This is a genomic window from Cytobacillus sp. QJM3NY_8 (assembly GCF_056173585.1).
Map to the genome: position 1 here is coordinate 586,933 of NZ_CM149681.1, position 16,931 is coordinate 603,863.

General features: G+C 43.2%; 15 protein-coding genes. 13 read left to right on the forward strand and 2 right to left on the reverse strand.

All coding sequences use genetic code 11. From position 1 onward, the window contains the following. Positions 1–367 precede the first annotated feature (367 nt). From AC0VZ9_RS03185 to AC0VZ9_RS03195, 3 genes are all read left to right on the forward strand, one after another. Entirely contained in the window at positions 368–1,900 is a 1,533-nt protein-coding gene (locus AC0VZ9_RS03185; RefSeq protein WP_009335411.1) for a maltose/glucose-specific PTS transporter subunit IIC, read from the forward strand. Between the two features lie 24 nt (positions 1,901–1,924). After that, positions 1,925–2,617 carry an N-acetylmannosamine-6-phosphate 2-epimerase gene (locus tag AC0VZ9_RS03190; RefSeq protein ID WP_009335410.1) on the forward strand — a complete coding sequence of 231 codons (693 nt, stop codon included), beginning with the start codon at positions 1,925–1,927 and terminating at the stop codon, positions 2,615–2,617. 158 nt (positions 2,618–2,775) lie between these two features. Further along, a complete protein-coding gene (locus AC0VZ9_RS03195; protein ID WP_009335409.1) occupies positions 2,776–3,615 on the forward strand; it encodes a MurR/RpiR family transcriptional regulator in 840 nt (279 codons plus the stop codon). Positions 3,616–3,664: 49 nt separating this feature from the next. On the opposite strand, the gene AC0VZ9_RS03200 is transcribed toward AC0VZ9_RS03195, so the two are convergent. Next, the gene (locus AC0VZ9_RS03200; RefSeq protein WP_019380224.1) at positions 3,665–4,012 is read right to left on the reverse strand and encodes a DMT family transporter; all 348 of its coding nucleotides are present in this window, start codon (positions 4,010–4,012) and stop codon (positions 3,665–3,667) included. A 1-nt stretch (position 4,013) separates the two neighbouring features. Continuing rightward, complete coding sequence (locus AC0VZ9_RS03205) at positions 4,014–4,337, reverse strand: DMT family transporter (RefSeq protein WP_019380225.1); 324 nt, start codon at positions 4,335–4,337, stop codon at positions 4,014–4,016. Between the two features lie 168 nt (positions 4,338–4,505). Between AC0VZ9_RS03205 and AC0VZ9_RS03210 the strand changes: the two genes are divergently transcribed. The 10 genes from AC0VZ9_RS03210 (at position 4,506) to xylF (ending at position 16,927) form a co-directional block, all read left to right on the forward strand. Next, positions 4,506–5,714 (forward strand): erythromycin esterase family protein, encoded by a 1,209-nt coding sequence (locus AC0VZ9_RS03210; RefSeq protein WP_019380226.1) that lies wholly within the window; start codon positions 4,506–4,508, stop codon positions 5,712–5,714. A gap of 46 nt (positions 5,715–5,760) precedes the next feature. Further along, the gene (locus tag AC0VZ9_RS03215; RefSeq protein WP_009335405.1) at positions 5,761–6,618 is read left to right on the forward strand and encodes a manganese catalase family protein; all 858 of its coding nucleotides are present in this window, start codon (positions 5,761–5,763) and stop codon (positions 6,616–6,618) included. A gap of 135 nt (positions 6,619–6,753) precedes the next feature. Beyond that, positions 6,754–7,527 (forward strand): TerC family protein, encoded by a 774-nt coding sequence (locus AC0VZ9_RS03220; protein WP_019380227.1) that lies wholly within the window; start codon positions 6,754–6,756, stop codon positions 7,525–7,527. 233 nt (positions 7,528–7,760) lie between these two features. Next, the gene (locus AC0VZ9_RS03225) at positions 7,761–8,873 is read left to right on the forward strand and encodes a sugar ABC transporter substrate-binding protein (protein ID WP_019380228.1); all 1,113 of its coding nucleotides are present in this window, start codon (positions 7,761–7,763) and stop codon (positions 8,871–8,873) included. An 81-nt stretch (positions 8,874–8,954) separates the two neighbouring features. Continuing rightward, a complete protein-coding gene (locus tag AC0VZ9_RS03230; protein WP_019380229.1) occupies positions 8,955–10,475 on the forward strand; it encodes a sugar ABC transporter ATP-binding protein in 1,521 nt (506 codons plus the stop codon). A 12-nt stretch (positions 10,476–10,487) separates the two neighbouring features. Then, complete coding sequence (locus tag AC0VZ9_RS03235; protein WP_019380230.1) at positions 10,488–11,663, forward strand: sugar ABC transporter permease; 1,176 nt, start codon at positions 10,488–10,490, stop codon at positions 11,661–11,663. 212 nt (positions 11,664–11,875) lie between these two features. Further along, positions 11,876–12,853, forward strand: a complete 978-nt coding sequence (locus tag AC0VZ9_RS03240; RefSeq protein WP_019380231.1) for a sugar ABC transporter substrate-binding protein — start codon at positions 11,876–11,878, stop codon at positions 12,851–12,853. Beyond that, on the forward strand, positions 12,850–14,289 hold the full coding sequence (locus tag AC0VZ9_RS03245; RefSeq protein ID WP_019380232.1) for a sensor histidine kinase: 1,440 nt from the start codon (positions 12,850–12,852) through the stop codon (positions 14,287–14,289). Before AC0VZ9_RS03240 ends, AC0VZ9_RS03245 begins: the two co-directional genes overlap by 4 nt. Beyond that, the gene (locus AC0VZ9_RS03250) at positions 14,286–15,827 is read left to right on the forward strand and encodes a response regulator (RefSeq protein WP_475397010.1); all 1,542 of its coding nucleotides are present in this window, start codon (positions 14,286–14,288) and stop codon (positions 15,825–15,827) included. Before AC0VZ9_RS03245 ends, AC0VZ9_RS03250 begins: the two co-directional genes overlap by 4 nt. Beyond that, positions 15,824–16,927: a D-xylose ABC transporter substrate-binding protein gene (gene xylF, locus AC0VZ9_RS03255; protein WP_019380234.1), complete on the forward strand. Its 1,104-nt coding sequence runs from the start codon at positions 15,824–15,826 to the stop codon at positions 16,925–16,927. The genes AC0VZ9_RS03250 and xylF overlap by 4 nt, the downstream gene beginning before the upstream one ends. Positions 16,928–16,931: the final 4 nt, after the last annotated feature.

Sequence of the window (16,931 nt, forward strand, 5' to 3'; positions counted from 1 at the left end):
CCTTTTGCAGGTTAATGGCTAAATGTCACTCTCTCCTTAATAAGGAAGGCTCTGTTAGCGATACTTCAATTTCAAAAGACCAGCCAGATATTTTCTGGCTGGTCCAGTATTGTAAATGAAGATTTAACGTAAATATATTAATCAAGTAAGTTTATTTTTAACTATTTTTCCTTTTAACGGCATACAAATTTCGCTTTATGTTTGTTAGGCACCTTAGCAACTGAACGTATTTTCAGCGTTGCCGGCAGAATGATGAAAAGGATTGAAAACGATTTCAATCCCATTGAACTGCTGCAACTGGGAATATATGATACGGATAGAAGGTTAAAGCATCAGGTTACTCAGCAAGATAAAGGGGGTTTATTCAATGAAAAAAGCTTTTGAAAAAGCTCAGCAATTTGGTAAATCGTTCATGCTGCCTATTGCGGTTTTGCCGGCAGCGGGTTTGTTATTAGGGATTGGCGGAGCGCTGTCTAATCCGAATACGGTTTCAGCTTATCCATTTTTAGATATCACCTGGCTTCAGGCCATTTTTACGATCATGAGTGCTGCTGGATCGATTGTATTTGCCAACTTGCCGATCATATTTGCGGTAGGGGTAGCGATCGGTTTAGCCCGTTCAGATAAAGCAACGGCTGGTTTAGCAGCCATGATTGGTTATTTTGTTATGAACAGCACCATTAGTGCGCTGCTTTCTTTAACCGGAGATCTGGCGAAGGATAACCTGGCAGGAGCCGGCCAAGGGATGGCTGTCGGGATTCAAACTTTGGAAACCGGTGTTTTTGGGGGGATTATCGTCGGGATAGCGGCAGCTGCCCTGCATAATAAATACAATAAAATTCAGCTGCCTCAAGTGTTAGGATTCTTTGGAGGATCCCGCTTTATTCCTATTGTCGTTTCATTTGCTTCGATTTTTGTTGGAGCCATTCTATTTGTGATCTGGCCATATTTCCAGGCAGTAATCAATGGGCTTGGATCAGTTGTTACTGGCACCGGGGAAATCGGAACTCTATTCTACGGATTTATTTTACGTATGCTTGGACCGCTTGGTCTGCACCATATTTTTTATCTTCCATTCTGGCAAACGGCTCTTGGAGGAACACTGGAGATTGGCGGGAAGCTAATCAGCGGTACACAAAATATCTTTTTTGCCCAGCTGGGTGATCCTTCGACTGAACAATATTACGAAGGGGTATCACGATTTATGTCAGGCCGTTTTATTACGATGATGTTTGGGTTGCCGGGTGCAGCATTGGCCATTTATCATTGCTCTAAAAAGAAAAACAGAAAAGTGGTTGCTGGAATTTTGTTATCCGCAGCATTAACCTCATTTTTGACAGGCATCACAGAGCCGCTTGAATTTAGTTTCTTGTTCGTGGCACCTCTTCTTTATTTAGTACATGCCATTTTCGATGGTTTTGCTTTTATGATGGCGGACATTTTCAATATTACTGTCGGCCAAACCTTCTCAGGCGGATTTATTGATTTTATTTTATTTGGAATTCTTCAAGGGACAGATAAAACAAACTGGCCATATGTATTGATGGTAGGTATTCCATGGTTCTTCCTATACTACTTTACTTTTAAATTCTTAATCAGAAAAAAGAATTTCAAAGTTCTGGGACGTGAAGATGAAGAACAGGCTGCGGAGCAAGTTGCAGCTACAGATCGTGCTAAAACGATTGTAGAAGGATTAGGCGGAACAAATAATATTGATATTGTTGATTGCTGTGCGACTCGTCTGCGGGTAACCGTAAAGGATGAATCCATGGTAAAAGATGAAATCATTAAACAGACCGGATCAAAAGGGATTGTGAAAAAGGGAACGGGAGTTCAAATTATTTATGGACCTCAAGTCACCATTGTTAAAAACGAGATAGAAGAGTATCTGGGTCAGTAATAAATAATAAGGACGTGTTTTTAAATGCATCAAGTGCTGGAACAAATCAAAAATGGGCTAATTGTTTCCTGCCAGGCTTTAGAAGGAGAACCGCTTCACAGCTCGTTCATTATGGGACGTATGGCATTGGCTGCAAAGGAGGGAGGGGCTGTTGGCATTCGTGCCAACTCTGTCCCTGATATTAAGGAAATAAAAGAACAAGTTGATCTTCCTGTGATTGGCATCATCAAACAAGTATACAAGGACCATCCTGTCTTTATTACACCTACGATGAAAGAGATCGATGCCTTAGCTGAGACGGGTGCCGAAATCATTGCAACAGATGCAACGACCCGGATCCGGCCGGATGGAAACGATCTGGAATCGTTTTATCAGGAGGTAAGATCAAAGTATCCTCATATACTGCTGATGGGCGATGTCTCTTCAGTAGAAGAAGCCATTTTGGCCGATGAGCTTGGATTTGATATTGTCGCACCAACATTATACGGATATACAGAAGAGACAAAAGGATTGAAAATCGATGATCATGACTACTCCGTGATCAAACAAATCGTCAAAGAAGTGAAGCATGCAAAGGTTATAGCTGAAGGAAATGTCTCCACTCCGGAGATTGCCCGTTCAGTACTGGACTTTCATGTTCACTCGGTTGTGGTAGGCGGTGCAATAACAAGACCGCAGATCATCACGAAAAGATTTGTAGAGGCTATTAAAAAATAAGGATCAGCTGAAAACAACTCAGTCTTCTGACTGTTGTTTTCAGCTTTTTGCTTTAGTGAGGCTAGTTATAGATATTTCATAGTTTTCTGCCCTTTGAATAAAAATATGGTTATCATCTTGTATAATGAACCTAAGGATATCTAAAAAGGAGATGGAATATGGAATATCTCGGTGAGAACCTTCTTCATGGCATAGCCTGCTCGATGGAAAAGTTCACAAGCTCGGAGTCGGAATTAGCAAAATATATAATCGGAAATCCTGATGAAATCAGCCAATTGTCAATCAATCAAATCGCGAAAAAAATTCATATTTCTCCTGCTACGATTACCCGATTCTGTCAGAAAATCTCTTTTTCAGGGTTTAATGAATTCAAGCACGAATTAAAGAGATATATCGACTTAAGAAATAAGCCGGCAGCGTCCAGTGACATCAAAGAGATTGATTATTTTTCCAATCTCTATCAAAACCATTTAGAGATCATCGAAACGACTTTCCGGAACATGACTTATTTTGATATTCAGCAAGCTATTACCCTGTTAACGAAAGCGGAGAGAGTGCATGTATACGGCATCGGCAACTCAGGGATTGCAGCACAGGAGTTTAAATGGAAGTTTTTTCGGATCGGAATCCAGGTTGAGTCGATTACAGACCCTCATCAAGCTGTGATGGATGCAGCATTAAGCTCAGACAGAAGCCTTGTCATTGGCATTTCTGTTTCAGGGAAAACAAAAGAAATAATCGATGCTGTCAAAATTTCCAAGAGACAAGGTGCGTCAGTCCTTGCTATCTCAAGTGATAAAACATCCGAACTCTCCCGGCTGGCAGATCTATCCCTTCTGGTTACTAGTAAAAACAGTATGCATATGGGCCAGAACATCTCTCCAACACTGCCGCTCTTCCTGCTCTTTGACTTGCTTTACACAGAACTTGTTGCGAAGGACTATATCAATCGTGTTCAGATTCGGGATAAGACATTGAGGGCCTTGAAGAATATCTAATAAGGGAAAAGGCATAAATGAAGATAAGTCATGGAAACATAAAAGAGCCCTAACGTGAAGGCTCTTTTGCAGTCTCTTCATTACTGGAAGAATTCAATGCGATTATTCCGCCGATAATCAGTATGATTCCCAGTATCTTGAGGCTGCTGAATGCTTCTCCCCATAGTACGGCACCGATTAACGCAGTTAACGCTGTTCCTGCTCCTGACCAAATGGCATAAGCCAGACTTAATGGAATGGTTTTAAGACATAATGATAGGCAATAAAATGAAAGTGCATAGCCAAACAAGACTCCTGCAGATGGCAGCGGCACCGTAAAGCCATCCGACAGCTTAAGCATGGTGGTGGCAAAAATCTCTCCTGCGATTGAGACTGTTAAATAAAAGTATCCTCTCATATTAATGGCCTCCACCGCTATTTAATAAAATAACTCCTCCAACTATTAAAGCCAGTCCCAGAATCTTTTTGTCATTTACATTCTCTTTATAGATGGTGATTCCGACCAAGGCTGTCAGCACGGTCCCGAGGCCAGCCCAAATCGCATAAGCCACACCAAGCGGCAGTGTTTTTAACGATAAAGATAACGAATAAAAAGCTACACCGTATCCAATGATTACACCAAGGGATGGCAGTAGTTTTTTGAACCCGTTTGTTGCTTTAAGCATGGAACTGCCAAACACTTCACTTACAATGGCTAATGCTAAAAGTAAATAGGCATTCATAATATCTCCCCAATTCTTCTCCGAATGGATTCAATTTATTTTACCTTTTCGAAGGTTCTCTTTGCCAAGTATATGAATGTAAGAAAAAGTGAAACCAATTAATTTCCAATTCGTAATCATAGTTATCTTATAGGGAGATCTCCCCGGTTTTGTGATGGAGGTTTGTTCATGAATTTCATAACAAGAAAAACAAGATCACTTTGGATAGATCAAATAGCCAGCAAGAGCTGTGAAATAACGGTTCCATCTGATTTTACCTGTATGGATCCATATGTTGAGGGGAAAAGGGTTGTGATGCTGGGAGAGAGCAGCCATGGAGTCGGGGATTTTTACACAGGCAAAATAAATATGATTAAGTATTTGCATAGTGTCCATGGATTTAATGTGGTTGTCATGGAGAGCGGTCTGCTTGAAGCGGTATTTTGCAGAAAGCTTCTGAAAGACCTCCCTGCTGAGGAGAAAATTCAGCATGGCCTTCTGGATATTTTTCATAATGAAGAAATGCTCCCTTTATTTCAGGAATCCTGGGCGAACCGCCTGCATATCGCCGGTATGGATATACAGCCCGCATACCCGCTGATATCGCAAAACATGCTGGAATGGCTCAAGTTTAATACAGATGAAGAAGTATATGCTTCCATTCATCAGGCAGAAACAGTATTTTTCAATATTGATGAGGAGATAAGGGGACAAACGAAAATAGCTAAGAAGGCTAAAGAAAAGATTCAAATGTGTATGGATCTATATCAGTCCAGTCTGGAGCTTTTTGAGAGCAGATTGAAGGAAGATGATATAGAAAAAGAAAGGAACCTTAAGGTTATAGGGCAGGGACTCAAGAACCGTTTGAAGTGGCTGGAAATCAATACAAAAAGCTGGATTGCTTCAGGAGTCATTCGGGGAACGTATATGTTCAGAAATCTGCAGTGGTTATTGGAAGAGTATTACAAGGGTGAAAAGGTCATTGTGTGGGCTCATAATTTTCATATTAGAAAAAGCAAAACAGTCACTTCTAAGCTGTTTGGTATCACGAATGTCGGACAGCAGCTATCAAAATGCTATGGCGATCAAGTTTACTCCATAGGTTATTATGCCGGAGAAGGTGAGCTTGCCTCCCTGCTTAGAGTGAACTTTCCCATTAATTTGTCTAAAAAACAGTTAGAAAGTTTACTTCTGGAAGCCTGTAGGCATGACAGTTTTGTGCCTTTATGTGAAAAGGGGCTTCCAAAGCGGAACTGGCTGAATCGGAGGTGGCGGCTCCTCGAAGCTGGCATGATAGGGCTGTTGCCTATTGCCATATATCCGCAAAAGCACTATGACGGCATCATGTTTTGCAGAAAGGTTAAGCCTCCTGCTTATTTTATGAATAGGCTCCTTTAGGCAAGGCATTCTAATTAAGAATGCTGGAAAAAGGAGAATGATGAACATGTACTTTTATAAAGAAGATTTAATTAATATGATTGTGCCGGATAAGCCGGATCCGCATGCGGCGAAAGTGCTGCAGGAGGCGTTGGGCGGGCAGTTTGGTGAAATGAGGACGCTGATGCAGTTTTCATTCCAGAGTGCAAATTTCAGAGGAAAAGCGAAGCAATATCGTGATCTGATCAGAGGTGTGTTTTTGGAAGAGCTAAGTCATGTTGAACTCGTTCAAACTACGATTAATCAGCTTCTAAATGATGCTGGCGGAAGTATGCCAGGCAATCAGGCTGAAGATGGGGCTCCATTGGACGATGTGATTCAAGGAGGAGCTAACCCTCATCATTTTATTATGGGGGCAAAGGCATCTCTTCCTGTCGATGCTGGCGGTAACCCGTGGAACGGATCCTGGGTATATGACCACGGCAACCTGGTGGCCAACCTCCTGAATAATGTCGTTCTTGAATCGACAGGTGTTCTCCAGAAATCAAGGATTTACGAGATGAGCAGCAATAAGACGCTAAGAGAGACGATTGCCTTCCTGATTGTCCGGGATAATGCCCATCAAAATGCATTCGCAAAAGCACTGGAAACGTTAGGAGTGGATTGGGGCAAAATATTCCCGATTCCTAATTACGATCTAAATAAATACCCTGAATGCCGAAAATATGTGGAAATGGGCTTCCACAATGCCCAGTTTAATTTCAGGCTTGATGATACCCGGATCGGTGAGGTTTTCCAGGGGACCACTCCAAGCAGAAATGGCGGAGATCTTGCCGTTGTAGAACCGCCAAAAGGCTATCCTGTTCCTGAAATGCCTGATATGCCAAATGAGCATGCCCCGGGTCTTTTTGATTTGAATAATTAGTTTTTTTTCTTCTGGCGTCCTGAATATAGGACGCCATTTTATTATATATTTTTAAGGTTTCCTTCAGCAATTTTGGGGAATCTATAGTTATCGAATCAATGAAGAACATTTTTGTTGCAGAAAGGAGTGTCGCGGATGGAGTCCATTTGGCTCGAGTATGCCTGGGCATTATTGATATTAATTGGTCTGGAAGGATTGCTGTCGGCTGACAATGCTCTTGTCTTAGCCGTCATAGCGAAGCATTTACCCGAAGATCAGAAGAAAAAGGCAATTAATTATGGAATCATTATGGCTTTCGTTTTCCGGTTTGGTGCGCTTTTTGCCATTTCATTTATTGCAAACGTCTGGCAGATCCAGGCGATTGGAGCGGCATATCTATTGTACCTTGGCTTAAAACATGTAATTAAGGCCAAGTTCGGAAAAGAAAACGAAAATATTCGTGAGGATGTGAAGGAAGAAGCGGCAGGGAAAGGATTTTGGCCAACCGTAGGGAAGATTGCATTAGCCGATCTTGCCTTTGCCATCGATTCGATTCTTGCTGCTGTTGCGCTGGCACTAGGTCTGCCGGATTCACCGCTTGACGATTTCGGCGGCATGGATGGCGGCCAGTTTATTGTAGTGGTGCTAGGCGGGATTGCCGGACTGATCCTGATTAAGTTCGCGGCTACCTGGTTTGTTAAGCTCCTTGCTAAACGGCCGGCATTAGAAACAACCGCTTATGCGATTGTCGCCTGGGTTGGTGTCAAGCTTGCTGTTATTACACTTGCCCATGAGGATATCGGTGTCCTTGATCATCATTTTCCTCATAGTACAGGCTGGACATTGGTCTTTTATGGCGTATTGGTGGCCATTGCCCTGTTTGGCTGGTTTGCGCCGGGTAAGAAGCAAACTGAGGGTGAAGCTTTATAAAGAGAAATGCGTTGATCTTTGGATTAACGCATTTTTTTATGGACATAAAAAATGCAGCTAGTGCAGCTGTCTTTTTTTTTATTGTGGAAGAAAAATTTGAGATTGAATTAAGTATAAAAAATTACAGGTGATATTAAAAGAGTGCTAGTGATAACGCTTTCACGGGCTGGTAATAAAGTTATAATTTTTCCTGTAGGCAGGTAATTTTTATCCATTATAAAGGGGGAAAAAGAATGAAAAGAAAGTGGAAAGTCATTTCTCTTATGCTGACGGTTATGATGTTTGCGTTTATTGCAGCAGGATGCAGCCAGGGCACTGGCGGCGGAAGCAGTGAGGTAAGTGTCGGTATCGTTTTGCCAACGAAAGATGAGCCCAGATGGGTTCAGGATGAGCAAAGATTTAAAGATGCGTTAAAAGGAACGGAATATACAACTGAGATTTTGTTTAGCCAGGGATCTTCGGCTAAGGAAAAAGAAAATGTAGAGACATTGCTGAACAAAGGGATTGATGTGCTGATTATCTGTCCGCAAGATGGCGATGCAGCTGCTGCAGCGGTTGAGGCTGCGAAGAAAGATGGGGTAAAAGTCATATCCTATGACCGTTTAATTACCAATACAGATGCAATTGATTATTATGTAACATTTGACAGCCTTGCTGTAGGAGCTGCACAGGCACAATACCTGGCAGATAACGCAACGGGCAAGGACGTGCCTCTGTATCTATACGCAGGCGCTGCTTCTGATAACAATGCTTTCCTATTCTTCCAGGGAGCATGGAGTGTGCTTCAGCCTAAGATTGCAGATGGCACATTCAAGATTGCTAATTCAAGCGAAGCCGAAGCTTTGAAAGAGACAGCTGATCTGTCCCGTGACCAGCTAAGCAAAATCATTGGCCAGGTGACAACGAACTGGGATCCAAACGAAGCGAAGAACAAGGCACAAACGCATTTGACTGCAGCTTCTGACGATATGAAGGGCGATGTGGCAATTCTTGCTCCGAACGACGGAACGGCCCGTTCCATTGCAGATGTTTTTGGAACTGACAGTGCAGTATCCAGCTATCTTGTAACAGGTCAGGATGCAGAGAAGGCTTCCATTCAATACGTTATTGATGAAAAGCAATCCATGACAGTATTCAAGGATGTTCGTACTCTCGTGAAAGATGCAATGGGCATGGCGATCGATATCCTTGAAGACAAAGACCCTGAGACAACTGGTTCTTACGACAACGGCAAGATTGAAGTAAAAGCAAAGCAAACAGCTGTAATCGTTGTCGACAAAGATAACGTGAAAAAAGAACTGATTGATTCTGAATACTATAAAGCGGATGAATTTACAGGACTTTAATCAATAAAGGAGGAGAAATAGTGATAGATGCTTCTATCACTATTTCTCCTTCTGATAGCTGTTTGGCTAGGGGGAATCATAATGAACGATAATATTTTGGAAATGCACGGGATTTCCAAGGAATTTACAGGTGTCAAAGCGCTCAGCAATGTCAATTTCAAAGTGGAGAAAGGTGAGATCCACTGCTTGATTGGTGAAAACGGAGCAGGTAAATCCACACTGATGAAGGTGCTCAGCGGCGTATATCCATATGGCACATATGAGGGTGACATTGTATTTGAGGGCAGTGTGCAGCAATTCAACAAGATCAGTGACAGTGTAAAAGCAGGAATCGTCATTATCTACCAGGAACTTGCATTGTTTCCGGATCTCACAGTCTATGAAAATATCTTCGCGGGCAATGAAATTAAGCAAGGTGGAATCGTCGATTGGAACCGGACCATTGCTGAAGCTAAAAAAATGCTGGATAAGGTTAAGCTCGATGTGAATCCAGAAACGCTCGTAAAAGACCTGAGCGTTGGAAAACAGCAATTAGTTGAAATTGCCAAAGCTTTAAGCAAGGACGTGAAAATGCTTATCCTGGATGAGCCGACTGCAGCACTTAATGAGGATGACAGCGAAAATCTTCTAGATTTGTTAGGGGAGCTGAAAGAGCAGGGAATTACCTGCATCATGATCTCCCATAAGCTGAAAGAAGTCATCTCGATTGCAGATAAAGCGACTGTGCTTCGTGACGGCCAAACCATTTGTACCCTGGACGCCTCAAAAGGAGAAATCTCTGAAAATGTCATTATTAAAAACATGGTTGGCAGGGAGATTGAAGATATTTATCCAAAGAGGCCGAACAAAACATTTGGCGATCCTGTTCTTGAGCTTCGCAGCTGGTCCGCGTATGCTGTGCATTTGGGCAGGCAGGTTGTAAAAGATGTTAATTTTCATGTTAAGAAAGGAGAAATTGTCGGGATTGCGGGCTTGATGGGGTCAGGCAGGACAGAACTTGCCCTGAGTATTTTCGGAAATCCAAAATCTTATAAACTACACGGCGAACTATTGGTGGATGGCGTTCCAAAAACGCTGAAGCATCCGAGTGACGCCATCAGGTCAGGGATTGCGTACGTGACGGAAGACCGAAAAGGGGACGGCCTGTTTTTAATACAGGATATTAAAAACAACATTTCTGCGGCAAACCTCAAACGGATTGCTGTAAATGGAGTGATTAATGATAACGAAGAAGTAAAGGAAACAATGGAATATAAAAAGTCCATGTATATTAAAGCATCTTCCCTTGAACAGGTTGTCGGCAATTTGAGCGGGGGGAACCAGCAGAAAGTGTCCCTGGGCAAATGGCTATTTGTCGGGCCGAAATTGCTGATCCTGGACGAGCCGACGCGGGGCATTGACGTTGGCGCTAAATTCGAGATTTATACGATTATGAATCAATTGATCGAGGAAGGTATGAGCATCATTATGATTTCTTCAGAACTGGGTGAGGTTCTGGGGATGAGCGATCGTGTCTATGTCATGGCGGAAGGCCAAATTAAAGGCGAGCTGTCGATTGAAGAAGCAAATCAGGAAAGCATCATGCAGCTTGCTACGCAATAGGAGGTTAAACTAATGGAATTTATTAACGAAGCGAAAACGCTATTTAAAGATAATATCCGTGACTATGGCATGTACATTGCCTTATTCGTGATTATGCTCACCTTCACCATTATGACTGACGGTCTGTTTATGTCTTCGCGAAATATAAGCAATCTGCTGGATTCAACGGGATATATCGCTGTCCTTGCAGTGGGGATGACGCTGGTTATCGTGATCCGGCACATTGACCTCTCAGTCGGGTTCGTCGCTGGATTTTTGGGAGCGATTGCTGCGATTCTCCTGACGGGAATGGGAGTAGCGTTTTATATCACCATTCCGATTATCCTGGTGATGGGTATTTTTGTCGGGCTATTCAATGGCCTTTTAGTTGCAAAGTTCGGTATCCCATCCTTCGTAGCTACTCTTGCAGGAATGCTGATCTTTAGAGGTGCACTCCTTCAGGTAACAGAGAAGACCGGGACCATTATCGTCAAGGATGATGGATTTAATGCAATCGGAAACGGATTCATTCCTTCGATTATGCAAGTGAATGGACTGCATCTCCTGACACTGATTCTGGGTGTACTGGCCATATTGCTGTATATATACAGTGAAATTTCCACGCGGAAAAACAAGATCAACTATCAATTCGAGGTAGTGTCAAAAGGGATTTTTATTGTCAAATTAGTTTTTGTTTCTGCTATCATTTCCTATATTACCTGGATCCTGGCAGGCTACAATGGATTTTCCTGGACGGTTGTCATTATGCTTTTAGTGGTTGTCATCTATCACTTTCTGACAACGAAAACCGTTCTTGGCAGACATATATATGCTGTGGGAAGCAATCCGGAAGCGGCACATCTGAGCGGAATCAATGTAAATAAAATTACGTATATAGTATTCGGTTCAATGGGGATGCTGGCAGCTCTTTCCGGCATATTATTCACCTCACGTCTTCAGTCAGCGACTACAACAGCTGGGACATTATTTGAACTCGATGCCATTGCAGCTGCTTATGTCGGCGGGGTTTCTTCTGCAGGGGGCGTGGGCAAAATCACTGGTGCCATTATCGGTGCTGTAGTCATGGCCTCTTTATCAAGCGGCATGAATCTGCTCGGGGTAGGGGTTTCCCTCCAGTATATGATCCGCGGAGGCGTATTGGCGGGTGCTGTGATTTTTGATGTCATGACCCGAAAGAAGAGAGGGTAGATTACCAGTTTCCTGCATTAGCAGTTTCGAAAATGGGGCATCCGGCAAAAGGATGCCCTTAAAATGCAGGTGGGCAGCATTTCCTAAAGCACCGATTATCCTCCTGTTAACAGCAGAAAATCCTCTCTCTTTCTAACTCTTCTATAAGCCTTAAAAAGGTGATATGATTAAAATTATTTAGCTGTTCATACTTAGGAAACGGAGATACAGCCTTGCGTAAAACGGGTATTTTAGTATTTTGTCTTACATGTATCGTCCTTGGTTATTTTACATTTACGCTATCAAAGAAAGCGTTTACATCCGAATGGGACCTCCCAGCTGCATCAGATGGCCAGGAAGCGAAATATCGGCTTGTCCTGATAACGCAGGAATTAGAGACCCCTTTCTGGGACAAGGCAGGTATTGCTGCACAGGAACAAGCACGGAAGGATGGGGCAAGCCTGGAAGTCTGGGGAAGTTATGGAAAGAATCAAGAGGAATTTTTGAAAAAGTTAGAGATAGCCATTCAATCAAAAGTGGACGGCATCATTGTTCAGGGTCTGGACACTCAGGAATTCAAAGATTTAACAAAGATAAAAGCAGCTTTTTATGGAATCCCGATTATTACGGTGGCCAATGACGTGGCCAAATCTGAAAGTTTGAGAAAAACGTACGTCGGCTCGGATCAATATCTGGCCGGGCAGTTAATTGCGAAACAGCTTCTTGACGATATGGGCCATAAAGGAAAAGTCATTCTCATGGGTGACAAGCATAAAGAGTTTTATCAGCGGCAGCGCCTTGATGGCATTCATGAAGTACTGAAGGATTATCCAAATATCCAGACAGTCTATGCGGAAACGACTGATGTTAGGGAGGAAATTATCGCTGCCACTCAGAACATGCTGAATCAAAATCCGGATACTGATAGTTTTATAGCTATTAAGGCAAATATAGCCGGAGCGATGATTCAGGAAATTGGAAGGCGATCACAGGTAGAACCTTATTATATCTATTCTTTTGACGATGGTCCGGATTCAATATCTTTGCTTACTCAGGGGAAACTTGATGGAATCATTGAACAGTCTCCTGAAAAGATGGGAAGCCTCAGTGTAGAGCTGATTTTGAAATGGCTTAGGGATGAAGAAGTGCCGCTGAAATCTGAAGGCTATCTCACCGATATCAGGATATTAAAGGCGATGGAAAAGCAATGAACAAAATTCATAAGAAAATCTGGACACTCACGACTGTGATTCTATTGATTATGGCAGCCATATGGATCACACTCACCTATTATAATCAGAAAACTCAGAATCAATATAATGAAATTCTTCAGCGGTACCTTCGAATGAATGAAGTTACAAGAACAAGCCAGCAGATGATTGCAGACTTGAATAACTACTTCATCACGCCTATTCCCGAAAATCTGGACAAACTGAACAAAAGTAGGGGAAAAATAGAAAATGCAAAAAGGGAAGTTTCATATCTTCGAAATTCAGAAAATGATTTCGCTTTGACAAATTATATGAATTTGATTGACAGCCTGGTTGAGACAACTGACCGCTCCCTTCTTTATTTTAATGAAAAGGAGACAGAGGATTCGGCAAAGGAATTCTCAGAAGCGACGCGCATCTCGATGTATATCTCCGAGATGACGCTGACGCTGATTGATAGTGAACTGAATACGTATGAACGGCTTTACCGGGGGATTATTGACCAGTCCGAAGAAATCAAAAAACTGGGGATTTGGCTGATGCTGATAATCACCTGCCTCTTAATGTTCTTGACCTATGGCTTTTCCTTAAGCATTACGAAGCCTGTACAGAAGCTGACCCAGGCAGCCAATGAGTTATCGAGGGGCAGATTTCACTTGCCGATAAAGGTTGATTCGAATGATGAAATTGCTTTTCTTGCCCAGACCTTTGACCGGATGCGGATTAATATCAATAACCTAATTTCAGAGATCCAGCATAAGGCGCAGCTGGAGCATGAGCTGCAGGAAAGCAAGTTATTGCTGAAGGAAAGCCAGCTCTTGAACCTGCAAAGCCAGATTAATCCTCATTTTTTATTTAACACATTAAATACCCTTTCCAAGAAAGCCTATCTGGAAGGCTCTCATGAAACCAGCGACCTGCTTGTTAGTGTTGCCGGCCTGCTGCGCTATAACTTAAAAAGGCTTGATAGGCCAGTAACACTTAGAGAAGAAGTGATGGTCCTGCAGCAATACATGGATATTCAAAAAGCCAGATTTACAGATCGCCTGCATTTGAAAATGTCAATAGATGAAACGTGTCTGAATGTGGACATTCCGGGTCTCACACTGCAGCCGATCATCGAGAATGCCGTCAACTATGCAGTCGAGCCAAGAGAAGATGGGGGAATTATCTGGTTTCGCATTCAGGACGGAAATGACTGTGTGATTATAGAAGTGGAAGACGATGGTCCAGGTATTGAGGAATTTAAAATTAAACAGATTCTTCAAGGGCAGTTCATTCAAAAAGATGGAAACTCTACGGGCATAGGGTTTACCAATGTTGTCAGGCGTTTGCGCCTTTTTTACGGCAATGAAGATGTCATGAACATTGAGAGCAGTGCTGCCGGCACAAAAGTAGTAATAACAATACCGAAAGATAGGAGGGGGGCAGCATGACAAGACTCCTGATCGCGGATGATGAACAAATTGAACGGGAAGGACTGGAAGTGATTCTGCAAAAGGCCTTTCCTGGCGTTGAAATCAGCCAGGCCAAAAATGGAAAGATGGCCGTTCAATTGGCTAAAGCGTTTAACCCTGATTTAATCCTGATGGACATTCAGATGCCAGGGCTGAATGGCCTGGAAGCTATTAAGCAAATCAGTGAAGCCGATCCGCATATTAAATTTATTATGATTACAGCATTCGATACATTCGATTATGCCCGGCAGGCGATAAAGCTTGGGGTCAAGGATTATTTACTGAAGCCAAGCAAGATAACGGAAATTGAAGCAACAGTCGGGAAGGTGCTTGAACAGATTGAGGAAGAGCGGAGATTCCGTGAAATGACGAAGCTTCAGCAGGATGCGCTGCAAAAGGCTCTTCCGGTCATTGAGACGGATGTAGTGACACAGCTGCTGTTCGATCATGTCCATGAAGTTCATCTGGATATGCTGGTGGAAATGCTCGATATTCGCTCAACAGATGAACAGTTTGTCATGAGCATCCTGCTCCCTGATGGACAAGAACACCTCTATACCTCGGTCAAAGAGAAGGTCAGGCAAGCAGGCAGTGCATGGGTAGGTGCACTATATGGCCGCCAGCTTCCCATCATCGTTTTTAGGAAAAAACAGCAATCATTCCGTTCACAGGCCATATTTATAGCCGGAGAAATTCTGTCTCTTGCGAAAAAAGGCTTATCAGAAGACTGGTTCGTCGGGATTGGGAACGCTTGTGGATCAATGCAGTCCATCCGTCAGTCCTATCAGGAATCTCTTATTGCCACCCTGGATTCAACCCTCCCTGTTAAATACCGATTTTATTCCGATGTGCCAGTGCTTAGCGCAGGGGAAGATCTGCAGCTGACCAAAGAGCGGGAAAAACAGTTTTTCGATCAAGTCAGGCTTGGTAAATGGCAGCAAATCAGCTTAAGTGTAATGGAAATGATCCAGCGATGTGAAACAGAAAGGAAAGGGGTGATTCAAGCGCAGCAGCGGGTGCTGCAGCTGCTCTGGATTGCTTCACGTGTAATGAGTGAGATTGGGGTTGAAGCTCCTGCGCCATTTTTTGCGTATCAAACCCAGGATTTCCGGCAGCTGCGCGCTGAAACGAATCAATTGGTAAAGCAAATGAAGAAGGCGTATATGGAGCATTACGACAGGCTGGAAGCGGATACTATCCACCAGCTGAAACAATATATTACCGAACATTCCCACGAGGATATTTCTCTTGAAGCATTGGGTAGGAAAGTGGAGCTAAGCCCGATCTATATCAGTAAAATGTTCAAGGAGAAACTCGGGATAAATTATATCGATTTCCTGACTGAATGCCGTATTGAAAAAGCAAAGAAGCTGATGGCGGATCACGGAAAAAGCCTGAAAGAAATCACCTTTGAAGTGGGCTATCATGAACCGAACTATTTCAGCAAGGTTTTCAAAAAAATGTGCGGCCAGTCACCGACGGAATTCCGCAAAACCCTTCTGGGAAAAAAAGAATGATGGAAGAAAAAGGGGCAAAACAGATGGATAGGATTCAATGGAAGCTGACTCTGGCTGCGCTGTTTCTGGTTTGCCTCCTGTCAGCCTGCCAAACGGAAACAGCACTCAAAAAAAATCCCAGGAAAGCAATTCCTTCTGCAGGCGAAGTGCAAGTAGGAGGGGATGGGGAGAAGGCCGTTAAGATCGGCTTTTCAATGGATACTTTATTGGAAGAGCGCTGGCTGAAGGATAGAGATTTGTTCAAAGAGGCCGTAGAAGAACTCGGAGCCGAAGTGGAGATCATGGCTGCGAATGGGGATGATGCGGTCCAAATATCACAGGCAGAAACATTGATTAAACAGGGGGTCGACCTGCTGGTTGTCGTTCCCCATAATGCTGAAGCCACCGCTTCGATCGTCAAAAAAGCTCACGAGGCAGGCATCAAAGTCATCTCATATGACCGGCTAGTGAAAAATGCCGATATCGACTTATATATATCCTTTGATAATGAAAAGGTTGGAGAGCTGCAGGCAAGGGCCATCACCAAACTGGTTCCTAAAGGGAAGTATGTGTACATTGGCGGAGCAATCACTGACCATAACGCCCATTTATTTAAACGAGGAGTCTTTAACGTGCTTCAGCCCTTAATTGAAAAAGGCGATATACAGATTGTATATGATCAGTGGTCCAGAGATTGGACGCCTGCGAATGCATTTGTAAATATGGAAGAGGCTCTTAAAGCCAACCAAAATCAAATAGATGCCGTGATCGCAGCCAACGATGCTACCGCAGGCGGAGCCATCCAGGCACTGGCAGTGCAAGGGCTGGCAGGGAAAATTCCTGTAGCAGGACAGGATGCTGAGCTTGCCGCTGCCCAGCGGATCATCAGAGGTACCCAGACGATGACGGTATACAAACCTATCGGCACGCTCACCAAAGAAGCTGCTGAACTAGCGGTCAGGATGGCGAAGGGAGAAAATATAGAAGCAAGCCGAAAAATTAATAATGGAAAAATCGAGGTGCCCTCGGTCCTTCTTTCGCCAATTGCTGTCGATAAACACAATATGGATCGTACCATTATTGCAGATGGGTTTCATTCCAGAGAAGAAGTTTATAAGTAGGGAC

Excerpts from the sequence above, each read along its gene's own strand:
- xylF (WP_019380234.1), top strand. The coding sequence starts at position 15,824 with ATGATGGAAGAAAAAGGGGCAAAACAGATGGATAGGATTCAATGGAAG.
- AC0VZ9_RS03235 (WP_019380230.1), top strand. The coding sequence starts at position 10,488 with ATGGAATTTATTAACGAAGCGAAAACGCTATTTAAAGATAATATCCGT.
- AC0VZ9_RS03220 (WP_019380227.1), top strand. The coding sequence starts at position 6,754 with ATGGAGTCCATTTGGCTCGAGTATGCCTGGGCATTATTGATATTAATT.
- AC0VZ9_RS03185 (WP_009335411.1), top strand. The coding sequence starts at position 368 with ATGAAAAAAGCTTTTGAAAAAGCTCAGCAATTTGGTAAATCGTTCATG.
- AC0VZ9_RS03200 (WP_019380224.1), bottom strand. The coding sequence starts at position 4,012 with ATGAGAGGATACTTTTATTTAACAGTCTCAATCGCAGGAGAGATTTTT.
- AC0VZ9_RS03195 (WP_009335409.1), top strand. The coding sequence starts at position 2,776 with ATGGAATATCTCGGTGAGAACCTTCTTCATGGCATAGCCTGCTCGATG.
- AC0VZ9_RS03205 (WP_019380225.1), bottom strand. The coding sequence starts at position 4,337 with ATGAATGCCTATTTACTTTTAGCATTAGCCATTGTAAGTGAAGTGTTT.
- AC0VZ9_RS03230 (WP_019380229.1), top strand. The coding sequence starts at position 8,955 with ATGAACGATAATATTTTGGAAATGCACGGGATTTCCAAGGAATTTACA.
- AC0VZ9_RS03245 (WP_019380232.1), top strand. The coding sequence starts at position 12,850 with ATGAACAAAATTCATAAGAAAATCTGGACACTCACGACTGTGATTCTA.
- AC0VZ9_RS03190 (WP_009335410.1), top strand. The coding sequence starts at position 1,925 with ATGCATCAAGTGCTGGAACAAATCAAAAATGGGCTAATTGTTTCCTGC.
- AC0VZ9_RS03250 (WP_475397010.1), top strand. The coding sequence starts at position 14,286 with ATGACAAGACTCCTGATCGCGGATGATGAACAAATTGAACGGGAAGGA.
- AC0VZ9_RS03210 (WP_019380226.1), top strand. The coding sequence starts at position 4,506 with ATGAATTTCATAACAAGAAAAACAAGATCACTTTGGATAGATCAAATA.
- AC0VZ9_RS03215 (WP_009335405.1), top strand. The coding sequence starts at position 5,761 with ATGTACTTTTATAAAGAAGATTTAATTAATATGATTGTGCCGGATAAG.
- AC0VZ9_RS03225 (WP_019380228.1), top strand. The coding sequence starts at position 7,761 with ATGAAAAGAAAGTGGAAAGTCATTTCTCTTATGCTGACGGTTATGATG.